General features: G+C 52.3%; 16 protein-coding genes. 14 read left to right on the top strand and 2 right to left on the bottom strand.

Annotated elements, in window-relative coordinates; translation table 11 throughout:
• Nucleotides 1-102 precede the first annotated feature (102 nt).
• Nucleotides 103-687, bottom strand: a complete 585-nt coding sequence (locus IB196_RS08445; RefSeq protein WP_188232087.1) for a nucleoside triphosphate pyrophosphatase — start codon at nt 685-687, stop codon at nt 103-105.
• Nucleotides 688-884: 197 nt separating this feature from the next.
• On the opposite strand from IB196_RS08445, the gene yceD reads away from it, so the two are divergent.
• The 14 genes from yceD to ptsG all read left to right on the top strand — a co-directional run bounded on the left by yceD (nt 885) and on the right by ptsG (nt 13372).
• On the top strand, nt 885-1406 hold the full coding sequence (yceD, locus tag IB196_RS08450; RefSeq protein ID WP_003036239.1) for a 23S rRNA accumulation protein YceD: 522 nt from the start codon (nt 885-887) through the stop codon (nt 1404-1406).
• A gap of 16 nt (nt 1407-1422) precedes the next feature.
• Nucleotides 1423-1596, top strand: coding sequence for a 50S ribosomal protein L32 (rpmF, locus tag IB196_RS08455; RefSeq protein ID WP_003036242.1), 174 nt, complete (start codon nt 1423-1425; stop codon nt 1594-1596).
• A 122-nt stretch (nt 1597-1718) separates the two neighbouring features.
• On the top strand, nt 1719-2798 hold the full coding sequence (gene plsX, locus IB196_RS08460) for a phosphate acyltransferase PlsX (RefSeq protein ID WP_071887359.1): 1080 nt from the start codon (nt 1719-1721) through the stop codon (nt 2796-2798).
• A 77-nt stretch (nt 2799-2875) separates the two neighbouring features.
• Complete coding sequence (gene fabH, locus IB196_RS08465) at nt 2876-3829, top strand: beta-ketoacyl-ACP synthase III (RefSeq protein WP_188232088.1); 954 nt, start codon at nt 2876-2878, stop codon at nt 3827-3829.
• A gap of 15 nt (nt 3830-3844) precedes the next feature.
• Nucleotides 3845-4774 (top strand): ACP S-malonyltransferase, encoded by a 930-nt coding sequence (gene fabD, locus IB196_RS08470; protein WP_149691507.1) that lies wholly within the window; start codon nt 3845-3847, stop codon nt 4772-4774.
• A 12-nt stretch (nt 4775-4786) separates the two neighbouring features.
• Nucleotides 4787-5521: a 3-oxoacyl-ACP reductase FabG gene (gene fabG, locus IB196_RS08475; protein ID WP_005129017.1), complete on the top strand. Its 735-nt coding sequence runs from the start codon at nt 4787-4789 to the stop codon at nt 5519-5521.
• 155 nt (nt 5522-5676) lie between these two features.
• Nucleotides 5677-5913 carry an acyl carrier protein gene (gene acpP, locus IB196_RS08480; protein WP_000103754.1) on the top strand — a complete coding sequence of 79 codons (237 nt, stop codon included), beginning with the start codon at nt 5677-5679 and terminating at the stop codon, nt 5911-5913.
• 85 nt (nt 5914-5998) lie between these two features.
• Nucleotides 5999-7240: a beta-ketoacyl-ACP synthase II gene (fabF, locus tag IB196_RS08485; protein WP_005129014.1), complete on the top strand. Its 1242-nt coding sequence runs from the start codon at nt 5999-6001 to the stop codon at nt 7238-7240.
• A 130-nt stretch (nt 7241-7370) separates the two neighbouring features.
• Entirely contained in the window at nt 7371-8180 is an 810-nt protein-coding gene (gene pabC, locus IB196_RS08490) for an aminodeoxychorismate lyase (protein WP_155021304.1), read from the top strand.
• Between the two features lie 2 nt (nt 8181-8182).
• Nucleotides 8183-9205, top strand: a complete 1023-nt coding sequence (gene yceG / locus IB196_RS08495) for a cell division protein YceG (protein WP_040230692.1) — start codon at nt 8183-8185, stop codon at nt 9203-9205.
• Nucleotides 9195-9836 carry a dTMP kinase gene (gene tmk / locus IB196_RS08500; protein ID WP_188232089.1) on the top strand — a complete coding sequence of 214 codons (642 nt, stop codon included), beginning with the start codon at nt 9195-9197 and terminating at the stop codon, nt 9834-9836. Before yceG ends, tmk begins: the two co-directional genes overlap by 11 nt.
• Nucleotides 9833-10837, top strand: a complete 1005-nt coding sequence (gene holB, locus IB196_RS08505) for a DNA polymerase III subunit delta' (protein WP_005129007.1) — start codon at nt 9833-9835, stop codon at nt 10835-10837. Before tmk ends, holB begins: the two co-directional genes overlap by 4 nt.
• 10 nt (nt 10838-10847) lie before the next feature.
• Nucleotides 10848-11645 (top strand): metal-dependent hydrolase, encoded by a 798-nt coding sequence (locus tag IB196_RS08510; protein WP_005129005.1) that lies wholly within the window; start codon nt 10848-10850, stop codon nt 11643-11645.
• Between the two features lie 293 nt (nt 11646-11938).
• Complete coding sequence (gene ptsG, locus IB196_RS08515; protein WP_005128998.1) at nt 11939-13372, top strand: PTS glucose transporter subunit IIBC; 1434 nt, start codon at nt 11939-11941, stop codon at nt 13370-13372.
• Between the two features lie 55 nt (nt 13373-13427).
• On the opposite strand, the gene IB196_RS08520 is transcribed toward ptsG, so the two are convergent.
• Nucleotides 13428-15206 carry an aminopeptidase P family protein gene (locus tag IB196_RS08520; RefSeq protein ID WP_040230698.1) on the bottom strand — a complete coding sequence of 593 codons (1779 nt, stop codon included), beginning with the start codon at nt 15204-15206 and terminating at the stop codon, nt 13428-13430.
• Nucleotides 15207-15208: the final 2 nt, after the last annotated feature.

Here is a 15208-nt window from a genome sequence, read left to right on the forward strand (position 1 = left end):
GTAGGCCGGATAAGACGTTTACGTCGCCATCCGGCATCTTTCCGCCTGATGGCGCTGCGCTTATCAGGCCTACTTGATTACGCCTGTACAGCAGTTCTTTAATCAGGCGTTCAGCGGGTTCATCTCTTCCCGGCGCAGCATCTGACACAAGGCGATCAGCGGCAAGCCAATCAGTGTGTTAGGATCGCGGCCCTCCAGACGCTCGAAGAGTGCGATACCTAATCCTTCACTTTTAAAACTACCTGCGCAGTGTAACGGGCGTTCTTTACGCACGTAATCTTCAATCTCCATTTCACTTAAATGGCGGAAATGGACATCGAACGGTTCAACTTCGATTTGTAGATGACCGTTAGCTGAATTATAAAGCGCCAGTCCGGTGTAAAAAGTGACAATATTTCCACTGGCTTTGGTTAATTGTTGTCTGGCGTTTTCTTCCGTTAACGGCTTGCCGGTTATTTCACCATCAAGAACACAAATTTGATCAGACCCAATTATCAAATGTGATGGAAACCGATGGGCAAGGGATTGCGCTTTTTCCTGTGCCAGGCGTAACACTAAATGCCGGGGTGTTTCGCCGGGTAAGGGGGTTTCATCAACCTCTGGGGCTGCGCATTCAAACGGGATGGCCAATTTTTCGAGCAAAGCGCGACGCCAGGGAGAGGTAGACGCAAGAATAAGTTGAGGCATATTTTTTCTCCCGCATATAGCGTAATGATGAGAGCCATTTTAAACTATGAACTTCGTCCTTCAAGCTGGCTGCGATGGCTTGTCGTGATCGATTTTAAGTCGATGACCCGCAATGTGTGCGAATTATTGGCAAAAGGCAACCACAGGCTGCCTTTTTCTTTGACTATATGACGTTACAAAGTTAATATGCGCGCCCTATGCAAAAGGTAAAATTACCCCTGACTCTTGATCCGGTTCGTACGGCTCAAAAACGCCTCGATTATGAAGGTATCTATACTTCTGATCTGGTTGAGCGCGTCGCCGATTCTGTAGTCAGTGTGGACAGTGATGTGGAATGCTCCATGTCGTTCGCTATCGATAACCAGCGCCTTGCCGTTATAACCGGTGATGCAAAGGTTTCGGTTACGCTCGAGTGTCAGCGTTGCGGGAAACCGTTCCCACTTCATGTTCACACAACATATTGTTTTAGTCCTGTCCGTTCTGACGAGCAGGCTGAAGCACTCCCGGAAGCGTATGAGCCGATTGAGGTTAACGAATTCGGTGAAATCGATCTGCTTGCAATGGTTGAAGATGAGATTATCCTCTCCTTGCCGGTAGTTCCGGTGCATGATTCTGAACACTGTGAAGTGTCCGAGGCGGACATGGTCTTTGGTGAATTGCCTGATGAAGCGCAAAAACCAAACCCATTTGCCGTATTAGCCAGCTTAAAGCGTAAGTAATTGAGGAGTAAGGTCCATGGCCGTACAACAGAATAAACCAACCCGTTCCAAACGTGGCATGCGTCGTTCTCATGACGCTCTGACCGCAGTCACCAGCCTGTCTGTAGACAAAACTTCTGGTGAACAACACCTGCGTCACCACATCACTGCCGACGGTTTCTACCGTGGCCGTAAGGTAATCGCTAAGTAATCACGCATGACTCAATGGGTTTCCCACTTCGGTGAGAAACACAGAGAGTACAAGCGTGATGAAGCTTAGTGAGGCTTTCCCCGGGTAACTGGGGAAATACCTAACCGGGCAGCGACGATACCTTGACACGTCTAACCCTGGCGTTAGATGTCATGGGGGGAGATTTTGGCCCTACCGTGACAGTGCCTGCAGCATTGCAGGCACTGAATTCTAATTCGCAACTCACTCTTCTTTTAGTCGGGGATCCCGATACAATCACGCCATTACTTGCCAAAGCTGACTTCGAACAACGTTCACGTCTGCAGATTATCCCTGCTCAGTCAGTTATTGCCAGTGATGCCCGGCCCTCGCAAGCTATTCGCGCCAGTCGTGGAAGCTCAATGCGTGTTGCCCTGGAGCTCGTGAAAGAAGGTCGAGCGCAAGCCTGTGTCAGCGCGGGTAATACGGGCGCACTAATGGGGCTTGCGAAACTCTTGCTCAAACCCCTTGAGGGTATTGAGCGTCCTGCGCTGGTCACGGTTTTACCGCATCAGCAAAAGGGCAAAACGGTGGTGCTGGATTTAGGCGCCAACGTGGATTGTGATAGCACGATGTTGGTGCAATTTGCCGTCATGGGTTCCGTGCTGGCAGAAGAGGTGGTTGGCATTGCCAGGCCTCGCGTTGCGTTACTCAATATCGGCGAAGAAGAAACTAAGGGTCTCGACAGTATTCGGGATGCTTCTGCTGTGCTAAAAACAATCCCTTCTATCAATTATATCGGCTATCTTGAAGCCAATGAGTTGCTGACTGGCAAAACTGATGTGTTGGTCTGTGACGGCTTTACAGGTAATGTCACATTAAAGACGATGGAAGGTGTTGTCAGAATGTTCCTTTCACTGCTGAAATCTCAGGGTGAGGGCAAAAAACGGTCGTGGTGGCTGCTGTTATTAAAACGTTGGTTACAAAAAAGCCTGACAAGGCGATTTAGTCACCTCAACCCCGACCAGTATAATGGCGCCTGTCTGTTAGGATTGCGCGGCACGGTGATTAAGAGTCATGGTGCTGCCAATCAGCGAGCATTTGAAGTCGCGATTGAACAGGCGGTGCAGGCGGTGCAGCGACAAGTTCCTCAGCGAATTGCCGCTCGCCTGGAATCTGTATACCCAGCTGGATTCGAACTGCTGGACGGTGGCGAAAGTATCAACTCACGAGTGCACAGGTAACAGTGCGACTGAGGGTGCTGTCAACGTACCAGTGATTTGCTCGTGGCGGTATATAACCAAAAAGTGACTGAGCGTACATGTATACGAAGATTATTGGTACTGGCAGCTATCTGCCTGAACAAGTGCGTACTAACGCCGATTTGGAAAAAATGGTCGAGACATCTGATGAGTGGATCGTCACTCGCACAGGTATCCGTGAACGCCATATTGCAGCGCCAAACGAAACAGTTGCGACGATGGGCTTTGCTGCCGCAAACCGTGCAATTGAGATGGCGGGCATCGACAAAGAACAAATTGGTCTGATTGTGGTTGCCACCACATCATCCACTCACGCATTTCCAAGCGCGGCATGCCAGATCCAAAGTATGCTGGGGATCAAAGGCTGCCCGGCGTTTGACGTCGCGGCCGCTTGTGCCGGTTTCACCTATGCCCTGAGCGTTGCCGACCAGTACGTTAAGTCTGGCGCAGTGAAACACGCTCTGGTGGTTGGCTCTGATGTTCTGGCGCGCACCTGTGATCCAACCGATCGCGGAACGATCATTATTTTCGGTGATGGCGCGGGTGCGGTTGTACTGAGCGCATCAGAAGAGCCAGGCATTCTCTCCACCCATTTGCACGCTGACGGTAGCTATGGCGAACTGCTGACGCTGCCTAATGCCGATCGCGTGAATCCGGAAAACCCGATTCACCTGACGATGGCGGGTAACGAAGTATTTAAAGTTGCGGTTACCGAACTTGCTCATATCGTTGATGAAACGCTGGAAGCAAATAATCTCGACCGTTCTGCGCTGGACTGGCTGGTGCCACATCAGGCAAACCTGCGCATTATCAGCGCAACAGCGAAAAAGCTGGGTATGTCGATGGATAATGTCGTCGTCACGCTGGACAGACACGGCAATACGTCCGCTGCCTCCGTACCGTGCGCGTTGGACGAAGCCGTCCGGGACGGGCGAATTAAAGCAGGGCAGTTGGTATTGCTTGAAGCCTTCGGAGGTGGATTCACCTGGGGCTCCGCGCTGGTTCGTTTCTAGTATAAGGATTTTAACATGACGCAATTTGCATTTGTGTTCCCCGGTCAGGGTTCTCAAACCGTTGGAATGTTGTCTGATATGGCAGCAAGCTACCCAATTGTTGAAGAAACTTTTGCTGAAGCCTCAGCGGCGCTGGGCTATGATCTGTGGGTTCTGACTCAGCAAGGTCCGGCAGAAGAACTGAATAAAACCTGGCAGACGCAGCCAGCGCTGTTGACGGCATCTGTCGCGCTGTATCGCGTATGGCAGCAGCAGGGTGGTAAAACACCTGCGCTGATGGCAGGTCACAGTCTGGGTGAATACTCTGCGCTGGTGTGTGCAGGTGTTATCAGTTTTGCTGATGCCGTGCGCCTTGTTGAACTGCGTGGCAAATTTATGCAGGAAGCGGTTCCGGAAGGCACTGGTGGCATGTCTGCTATCATTGGTCTGGATGATGCGGCTATCGCTAAAGCATGTGAAGAGTCTGCCGAAGGCCAGGTGGTTTCACCGGTAAACTTTAACTCACCGGGTCAGGTGGTTATTGCCGGGCACAAAGAAGCTGTAGAGCGTGCAGGTGCAGCCTGTAAAGCTGCTGGCGCTAAGCGTGCTCTGCCGTTACCGGTTAGCGTTCCATCTCACTGTGCGCTAATGAAGCCTGCAGCCGAGAAACTGGCTGTTGAACTGCAGAAAATTACCTTTAACACGCCGACTGTTTCCGTTGTGAACAACGTTGACGTGAAGTGCGAAACCACTGCCGATGCTATCCGCGATGCGCTGGTTCGTCAACTTTACAGCCCGGTTCAGTGGACTAAGACCGTTGAATTTATGGCATCTCAGGGCGTAGAGCACCTGTATGAAGTCGGTCCGGGTAAAGTCCTCACCGGTTTGACGAAACGTATTGTTGACACCCTGACTGCTTCGGCACTGAATGAGCCGGCGGCGATGTCTGCGGCGCTAGAGCAATAAAAGAGGAAAACCATGAGTTTTGAAGGAAAAATCGCGCTGGTTACCGGTGCAAGCCGTGGCATTGGCCGCGCAATTGCTGAGACTCTCGTTGCCCGTGGCGCGAAAGTTATCGGTACTGCAACCAGCGAAAGCGGCGCGCAGGCCATTAGCGATTACTTAGGTGCAAATGGCAAAGGTCTGATGTTGAATGTGACCGATCCTGCATCTATCGAATCAGTTCTGGGAAATATTCGTGCAGAATTTGGTGAAGTCGATATCCTGGTCAATAATGCCGGGATTACTCGTGATAACCTGTTAATGCGCATGAAAGATGACGAGTGGAACGATATCATCGAAACCAACCTGTCATCTGTTTTCCGTCTGTCAAAAGCGGTAATGCGAGCTATGATGAAAAAGCGTCATGGGCGTATTATCACTATCGGTTCTGTGGTTGGTACCATGGGAAATGCGGGTCAGGCTAACTACGCTGCGGCGAAAGCGGGTCTGATCGGCTTCAGTAAATCACTGGCGCGCGAAGTTGCGTCTCGTGGCATTACTGTAAACGTTGTTGCTCCGGGCTTTATTGAAACGGACATGACGCGTGCGCTGTCTGATGATCAGCGTGCGGGTATTCTGGCGCAGGTTCCTGCGGGTCGCCTTGGCGGCGCTCAGGAAATCGCCAGTGCGGTTGCATTTTTAGCTTCTGACGAAGCAAGTTACATCACAGGTGAGACTTTGCACGTCAACGGCGGGATGTACATGGTTTAACCACGATTGAAAAATATTTGCGTTATTAGGGTGAATGGCCTCAAAATAGCGCAAAATCGTGGTAAGACCTGCCGGGATTTAGTTGCAAATTTTTCAACATTTTATACACTACGAAAACCATCGCGAAAGCGAGTTTTGATAGGAAATTTAAGAGTATGAGCACTATCGAAGAACGCGTTAAGAAAATTATCGGCGAACAGCTGGGCGTTAAGCAGGAAGAAGTAACCAACAATGCTTCCTTCGTTGAAGACCTGGGCGCAGATTCTCTTGACACCGTTGAGCTGGTAATGGCTCTGGAAGAAGAGTTTGATACTGAGATTCCGGACGAAGAAGCTGAGAAAATCACTACCGTTCAGGCTGCCATTGATTACATCAACGGCCACCAGGCGTAAGTGAACATCTCCAGGCGGTCATTCGACCGCCTGAGTTTTATCTTTTTTCCCACTTGAATTATTTTTCCCTCCCTGGAGGACAACCGTGTCTAAGCGTCGTGTAGTTGTGACCGGACTGGGCATGTTGTCTCCTGTCGGCAATACCGTAGAGTCTACCTGGAAAGCTCTCCTTGCCGGTCAGAGTGGCATCAGCCTGATCGACCATTTCGATACTAGCGCCTATGCAACGAAATTTGCTGGCTTAGTAAAGGATTTTAACTGTGACGACATTATCTCGCGCAAAGAACAGCGTAAGATGGATGCCTTCATTCAATATGGAATTGTCGCTGGCGTTCAGGCCATGCAGGATTCTGGCCTCGAAATTACGGAAGAGAACGCTCACCGTGTTGGCGCCGCTATCGGCTCCGGTATTGGCGGTCTCGGTCTTATCGAAGAAAACCATACCTCTCTGGTAAATGGTGGACCGCGTAAGATCAGCCCGTTCTTCGTTCCGTCGACGATTGTTAACATGGTGGCGGGTCATCTGACCATCATGTACGGCCTGCAAGGGCCAAGCATCTCCATCGCCACGGCCTGTACTTCAGGCGTGCACAACATCGGTCATGCTGCGCGTATCATTGCATACGGCGATGCGGATGCGATGGTTGCGGGTGGAGCAGAAAAAGCCAGTACACCGCTGGGTGTGGGTGGTTTTGGCGCAGCACGTGCGCTGTCTACGCGTAATGATAACCCGCAAGCGGCAAGTCGTCCGTGGGATAAAGAGCGTGACGGTTTTGTGCTGGGCGACGGCGCAGGTATGGTGGTACTGGAAGAGTACGAGCATGCGAAAGCACGTGGCGCAAAAATCTATGCTGAAGTGGTTGGTTTTGGTATGAGCAGCGATGCTTACCATATGACATCACCTCCGGAAAATGGTGCAGGTGCTGCACTGGCGATGGTCAATGCGCTGCGTGATGCGGCGATTGAGCCTGGTCGTATTGGCTATGTCAATGCGCATGGTACGTCCACACCAGCAGGTGATAAAGCAGAAACCCAGGCCGTGAAATCGGTGTTTGGGGATGCTGCACGTAGTGTGATGGTCAGTTCAACCAAATCCATGACCGGTCACCTGTTGGGTGCAGCGGGTGCGGTAGAGTCTATTTTCTCTATTCTGGCGCTGCGCGATCAGGCTGTTCCGCCAACCATCAACCTGGACAACCCGGATGAAGGTTGTGACCTGGATTTCGTTCCGCACGAGGCGCGCCAGGTTAGCGGTATGGAATACGCACTGTGTAACTCCTTCGGCTTCGGTGGCACCAACGGTTCTGTGATCTTCAAAAAGATCTAAGCGCCAGCAGGTGACTTACCAGGCTCTAAGAGAAAAGGCCCGCTTGTCGGGTCTTTTTTTATTCAGTTTTCAGTCCTTGTCCTGGGTGACTCATCCTGCCAAACTAGCGAACCACGAATAAGGAGCCACTATGTTCTTAATTAATGGCCGTGAGCAGGATATGCTGGCTGCAAGCGATCGGGCGATGCAGTTTGGTGATGGCTGCTTTACCACTGCGCGTATTACCGACGGCGAAATTTGCTTTTTTGCAGCGCATCTCCAGCGTTTACAGGACGCATGCCAAACATTGTTTATCCCCTTCGATAAGTGGTCAGAACTGCAAGCTGAAATGGAAAAACTGGCTGCAGGGCATGCTCGTGGCGTACTGAAAGTGATTATCAGTCGTGGCAGTGGCGGTCGTGGTTACAGTGGGGCAAGCTGTCATGAGCCGACACGTATCCTCTCCGTCTCTGTTTACCCTGCACATTATGATAGCTGGCGAAAGCAAGGTATCGTGCTGACGTTAAGTCCTGTTCGCCTGGGGCGCAATCCGATGCTTGCCGGGCTTAAACATCTGAATCGACTTGAGCAGGTGTTGATTCGCTCTCATCTTGAGCAGACGGACGCCGATGAGGCGCTGGTTCTTGACAGCGAGGGATGGGTTACGGAATGCTGTGCGGCTAATTTGTTCTGGCGAAAAGACAGCGTGGTTTATACGCCGCGGCTGGATCAGGCCGGCGTGAATGGCATTATGCGACAATTCTGTATCCGGATGCTGGCACAATCGACGTTCAGTATTGTCGAAAAGTATGCCGGATTGGAAGAGGTTATGCGGGCCGATGAAATCGTCGTCTGTAATGCGTTAATGCCTGTTATTCCCGTGCGTGTTTGTGGTAACACGCTGCTGTCTTCACGTTTGTTATTCGATTTTTTAGCCCCACTTTGTGAGCACCCGAATTAGTCATGAAAAAACTGTTACTCGTTGTCCTGTTATTGCTGGTTGTGCTGGGCATTGCCGCGGGAGTGGGAATGTGGAAAGTTCGCCATCTGGCGGACAGTAAGTTATTGATCAAAGAAGAGACGATTTTTACGCTGAAAGCGGGGACGGGCCGTCTGGCGCTAGGGGAACAGTTGTATACGGACAAGGTTATCAATCGCCCGCGCGTGTTCCAGTGGCTGCTGCGTGTGGAACCCGACCTGTCGCATTTTAAAGCCGGAACCTACCGTTTTACGCCCGACATGACGGTGCGGGACATGCTACAACTGCTGGAAAGCGGTAAAGAGGCGCAGTTCCCGTTACGCCTGGTTGAAGGGATGCGCCTGAGCGATTACCTGAAACAGCTGCGCGATGCGCCGTATATCAAACATACGCTGAGTGATGATAACTATGAGACCGTCGCCCAGGCGCTGAAGCTGGAAAACCCGCAATGGGTGGAAGGCTGGTTCTGGCCAGATACCTGGATGTATACCGCGAATACCACCGACGTGGCGTTGCTAAAACGTGCGCATCAGAAAATGGTTAAAGCGGTGGACACCGTCTGGGAAGGGCGTGCTGACGGCTTGCCTTATCAGGATAAAAATCAGTTGGTCACCATGGCCTCTATCATTGAAAAAGAAACCGCGGTTGCCAGTGAGCGCGACCAGGTGGCTTCAGTCTTCATTAACCGCTTGCGTATTGGCATGCGTTTGCAAACCGATCCAACGGTGATTTACGGGATGGGGACACGGTATAATGGCAAATTATCGCGTGCGGATCTGGAAATGCCGACTGCCTATAACACTTATACCATCACAGGTTTGCCGCCGGGTCCGATTGCCATGCCTGGCGAGGCTTCGTTACAGGCCGCAGCGCATCCGGCCAAAACGCCGTATCTCTATTTCGTCGCTGACGGTAAAGGCGGCCACACGTTTAACACTAATCTTGTCAGCCACAACCGCTCCGTGCAGGATTATCTGAAAGTGCTTAAGGAAAAAAATGGGCAGTAACTATATCGTCATCGAGGGCCTGGAAGGCGCCGGAAAAACTACTGCGCGTAATGTGGTGGTTGAGACACTTGAGCAACTCGGGATTCGCGACATGGTATTTACCCGCGAACCCGGTGGGACGCAGCTTGCGGAGAAATTAAGAAGTCTGGTGCTGGACATTAAATCGGTCGGCGACGAGGTGATTACCGACAAAGCCGAAGTCCTGATGTTTTATGCCGCGCGCGTCCAACTGGTTGATACGGTGATTAAGCCGGCGCTGGCAAAAGGCCGCTGGGTTATTGGCGATCGTCACGATCTGTCGACCCAGGCCTATCAGGGCGGCGGCCGTGGCATCGATCAACACATGCTGGCAACCCTGCGCGATGCGGTGCTCGGCGATTTTCGCCCGGACCTGACGCTCTATCTGGATGTAACTCCAGAAGTCGGCTTAAAACGTGCCCGTGCCCGTGGCGAGCTGGATCGTATCGAGCAGGAATCTTTTGATTTCTTTAATCGCACCCGCGCACGCTATCTCGAACTCGCCGCTAAAGACGCCAGCATTCGTACTATTGATGCTACGCAGCCGCTGGAGGCTGTAATGGCTGATATCCGTAATACCATCACCGAGTGGGTGAAGGAGCAGGGCGCATGAAATGGTATCCATGGTTACGACCGGATTTTGAAAAACTGGTAGCCAGCTACCAGGCGGGTCGTGGTCACCATGCGTTACTGATTCAGGCGTTACCCGGCATGGGTGACGACGCGTTGATTTACGCGCTCAGCCGCTATTTAATGTGCCAGCAGCCGGAAGGGCATAAAAGCTGCGGGCACTGCCGTGGCTGTCAGTTGATGCAGGCAGGTACACACCCGGACTACTATTCGTTGCTGCCGGAAAAAGGCAAAAGCACGCTGGGTATTGATGCGGTACGTGAAGTCAGCGAGAAGCTGTATGAGCATTCACGCCTTGGCGGTGCGAAAGTGGTGTGGATCCCGGATGCCGCTCAGTTAACCGATGCCGCCGCCAATGCCTTGCTGAAAACGCTGGAAGAACCGCCCGCGCAGACCTGGTTTTTCCTCGCCAGCACAGAGCCGGCAAGATTGTTAGCGACGCTACGTAGCCGCTGTCGGTTACATCATCTTGCTCCTCCGGCAGAATCGTATGCCATATCCTGGCTTGCCCGCGAAGTGACGGCATCTCAGGAGGCGCTACTGAGCGCATTGCGGCTGAGTGCCGGATCGCCCGGTGCGGCATTAACGTTGCTACAAGCCGAAAGCTGGGCGCACCGGACCGACTTCTGTGCGGCACTGGCGAACACATTGCAGTCCGACGACTGGTATATCCTGTTGGCGGCACTCAATCATGAGCAAGCTGCGACCCGTTTACACTGGCTGGCAACGTTGTTTACAGATGCCCTCAAACGCCCGTATGGTGTGGCACATTTAACTAATCCTGATGCTCTGGCGTTGATATCGTCAATCGCTGAGCGGTTATCCGTCGCGCAGATACAGGCGATACTTGGTGATGTTTGTCACTGTCGTCAGCAATTGCTTAACGTGACGGGCGTAAACCGTGAACTGGTATTAACCGATCTTATTCTCCGTACTGAGCATTATCTGCAACCGGGCACCACGCTGCCTGTTCCCCATCTTTGAGAGAGACATTATGTTTTTAGTCGACTCGCACTGCCATCTTGATGGCCTGGATTATCAATCTCTGCATAAGGACGTGGATGACGTGCTGGCGAAAGCGGCCGCACGCGATGTGAAGTTCTGTCTTGCCGTTGCCACCACGCTACCGGGATACCGCAGTATGCGTGAACTGGTTGGTGAACGTGACAATGTGGTTTTCTCCTGCGGGGTGCATCCGTTAAATCAGGACGAAACCTATGACGTTGAAGACCTGCGCCGTTATGCCGCTGAAGAAGGCGTTGTCGCGATGGGGGAGACCGGACTGGACTATTTCTATACGCCAGAAACCAAGGTGCGCCAGCAGGAATCATTCATCCACCACATTCAGATTGGCCGTGAGTTACACAAGCCTGTTATCGTACATACCCGCGATGCGCGTACTGATACGCTGTCGATTCTGCGCGAAGAAAAAGTGACGGATTGTGGCGGCGTACTACACTGTTTTACAGAGGACAGGGAAACTGCGGGTAAATTGCTGGATCTCGGATTTTATATCTCGTTTTCTGGCATCGTCACGTTCCGTAATGCTGAACAGCTTCGTGATGCTGCGCGTTATGTTCCGCTGGATCGTTTGTTAGTTGAGACTGATTCCCCATACCTTGCGCCCGTACCGCATCGTGGAAAAGAGAATCAGCCAGCCATGGTTCGTGATGTCGCAGAGTACATGGCCGTATTGAAAGGTGTTGCCGTTGAAGAACTGGCGCAAATCACCACAGATAACTTTGCCCGCCTGTTTCACATCGACGCCTCTCGCCTGCAATCAGTCCGCTAACTGAGTTTTTTTAAAGCTCGTAATTAATAAATAAAGCGAGTAAAGTTCACCGCCATTAAATGGGCGGTGAATAACCAGTTGGAAACATTCAGATACTCAATTTATCGGAATGTGCGAGTTTTTCGGCCATCCAAAGCTGAATTGTGATAGCCGTCAAACAAAAACGAACTGAATTATTTTACTCTGTGTAATAAATAAAGGGTACTTAGATACCCTGTCCACGGCGAGGTTCTCCCCCCTCGCCAATGCGTGAGAACGTAGAAAAGCACAAATACTCAGGAGCACTCCTAATTATGTTTAAGAATGCATTTGCTAACCTGCAAAAGGTCGGTAAATCGCTGATGCTGCCGGTATCCGTACTCCCGATCGCAGGTATCCTGCTGGGTGTCGGTTCCGCTAACTTCAGCTGGCTGCCAGCCGTTGTATCGCACGTAATGGCAGAAGCAGGCGGTTCTGTTTTTGCGAACATGCCGCTGATTTTCGCTATCGGTGTTGCGTTAGGCTTCACCAACAACGACGGCGTATCCGCTCTGGCATCCGTTGTTGCTTACGGCATCATGGTCAAGACCATGGCTGTTGTTGCGCCGCTGGTTCTGCATTTACCTGCTGAAGAGATCGCCGCTAAACACCTTGCTGATACGGGTGTTCTCGGGGGAATTATCTCCGGTGCGATCGCAGCGTATATGTTCAACCGCTTCTACCGTATCAAATTGCCTGAGTATCTGGGCTTCTTTGCCGGTAAGCGCTTCGTTCCTATTATTTCTGGTCTGGCTGCCATCTTCACGGGTGTGGTCCTGTCCTTCATTTGGCCGCCGATCGGTACTGCTATTCAGACGTTCTCCCAGTGGGCTGCATACCAGAACCCGGTCGTGGCGTTCGGTATCTACGGCTTCATTGAACGCTGCCTTGTGCCGTTTGGTCTGCACCATATCTGGAACGTTCCATTCCAGATGCAGATCGGTGAATACACCAACGCTGCAGGCCAGGTTTTCCACGGCGACATCCCTCGCTATATGGCAGGTGACCCGACTGCGGGCAAACTGTCCGGTGGCTTCCTGTTCAAAATGTACGGTCTGCCGGCTGCCGCTATCGCTATCTGGCATTCTGCAAAACCAGAAAACCGTGCGAAAGTGGGCGGTATCATGATCTCCGCGGCGTTGACCTCGTTCCTGACCGGTATCACCGAGCCGATCGAGTTCTCCTTCATGTTCGTGGCACCGATTCTGTACATCATCCACGCGATTCTGGCTGGCCTGGCATTCCCAATCTGTATTCTACTGGGTATGCGCGACGGTACATCATTCTCCCACGGTCTGATCGACTTTATCGTTCTGTCCGGTAACAGCAGCAAACTGTGGCTGTTCCCGATTGTCGGTATCGGTTATGCGATCGTGTACTACACCATTTTCCGTGTGTTGATCAAAGCGCTGGACCTGAAAACGCCGGGTCGTGAAGATGCGACTGAAGACAACAAAGCGGGCGCGACTGGCGAAATGGCACCGGCCCTGGTTGCCGCGTTCGGCGGTAAAGAAAACATCACTAACCTCGATGCGTGCATCACACGTCTGCGCGTCAGCGTTGCTGACGTTGCCAAAGTGGATCAGGCTGGCCTGAAGAAACTGGGTGCGGCGGGCGTTGTGGTCGCGGGTTCTGGTGTTCAGGCTATTTTCGGTACCAAGTCCGATAACCTGAAAACTGAAATGGATGAGTACATCCGTAACAGCTAAGCAGTAAGACGTTGGGGAGAACTAAGGCAGCCTGCGGGCTGCCTTTTTTATTGCATTAATTGGCCTGAACGCGTATCGGCGCCGTCGCCGCGAACAGCCACGGGCGCGCGTCGCTGCCCACGCGTGGCGATAGCGTTTCTCTGACCTGTTGATGGTAATCATCAATCCACTGCTTTTCAGCCTCACTCAGCAGATGCCGCTCAACCAGATTCAAATCAATCGGCACCAGCGTCAGCGTTGAGAAACGACAGAAGCCAGGGCGACTGTTGATAATCTCCACCTGATTCTCAATGCGGATGCCATATTGTCCAGCCAGATAATAGCCCGGTTCGATGGTGATAATGTTACCTGCCACCAGCGGCCAGGGATTTACTTTTTTTGCAATACGATGAGGCTGCTCATGGATCAGTAGCTGGTGGCCAACGCCGTGTCCTGTGCCGTGGTCAAAATCCAGACCCAACTCCCAAAGCGCCCGACGGCTAAACGCATCCAGTTGATGACCCTGCGTGCCGCTGGGGAATTGCAATGAGATCAGTGATAAAAACCCTTTCAGCACGGCGGTGTAATGCAGTCGCCGCTGCGGTTCCTGTGGACCAAAGGCGAGTGTTCTTGTTGTATCCGTAGTGCCATTTTGATACTGGCCGCCGGAATCATTCAGGTACATTGCCTGTGTGGTGATGGGCGTGTTTGTTTTCTCGCTGGAATGGTAATGACACATCGCCGCATTGCTGGCAGAGGCGGAAATCGTGCTGAAACTTTGCTCGATAAATCCTGGCTGCTGCTGGCGAAACGCCAGCTGTTTGGCTTGTGCTTCCAGTTCAGTGACAGGATTACCTGCTGCCTCGCGCAGAGGGACCTCATGCGCCAGCCAGGCCAGAAAGTTTACCCATGCGGCGCCATCCTGTTCATGGCATTCCCGATACCCTGCCAGTTCAACATCATTTTTATGCGCTTTCATTAAGGTAATGGGGTCAGGGGCCCATAAGACGTCACCGCCGTGTCCTTCAATAGCAAAGCGCAGCGCGACCGGGGCGTAGTCTTTATCAACGAGGAAGCGTTTTCCTTCCGCCAACTGCTGGCAGCGCGCAAGGAAACTCTCTTGCGGGGCCAGCGTGACCGTCTCCAGCAATGATGCGGGCAGTTGCTGCGTCTTATTATTATCAACAAACCACTCCAGTTCGCCGCTGCGATGGAGCAGGGCAAACGAAAAAGGAACCGGAACCATCGCAAGATCGGCTCCACGGACATTGAGTAGCCAGGCGATGTTATCCGGTAGCGTAATCGCCAGCACGTCGGCCTGATACTGAGTCAGTTGCTCTACTATTCGTTCGCGCTTATGTGTGCTGCTTTCGCCGCTTATCTCAACGGGCATTTCACGAATAACACCACTGGGGGCGGCTGGACGGTCGAGCCAGATCTGGTCGAAGGGATCGCGTTCCATCGGAACCAGTTTGCAGTGGGTGGCCGACAGTGCTTCAAATTGGCTGTTGACCATCAGCAGAGGTTCAAAGCCGATACGCGCACCAGAGGTGACGTAAGCCTGCAAGTAGTCGGCCAGAGGTTCATCGTGTAAATGATGGATTTCAAAATCATCGAGAGAGACTTCGTTACGCACCTGGACCTGATAGCGCCCATCGACAAACATCAGCGCGCGATCGCGAAGTACCAATGCAAGACCCGCGGAACCGCTAAAACCGGTGAGCCAGGCTAGTTTATTGTCGTGCGGTGTGCAATCTTCGCTCTGATGAGCATCGGCGCGGGGAACAATCATGCCATCCAGTCCCTGCGCTAACAGCAGACTGCGCAGGGCGGAAAGGGGAGTTGAATTGTGCATAG

The organism is Citrobacter sp. C6_1 (assembly GCF_014596835.2).
In the GTDB taxonomy this organism is placed as follows: domain Bacteria; phylum Pseudomonadota; class Gammaproteobacteria; order Enterobacterales; family Enterobacteriaceae; genus Citrobacter; species Citrobacter pasteurii.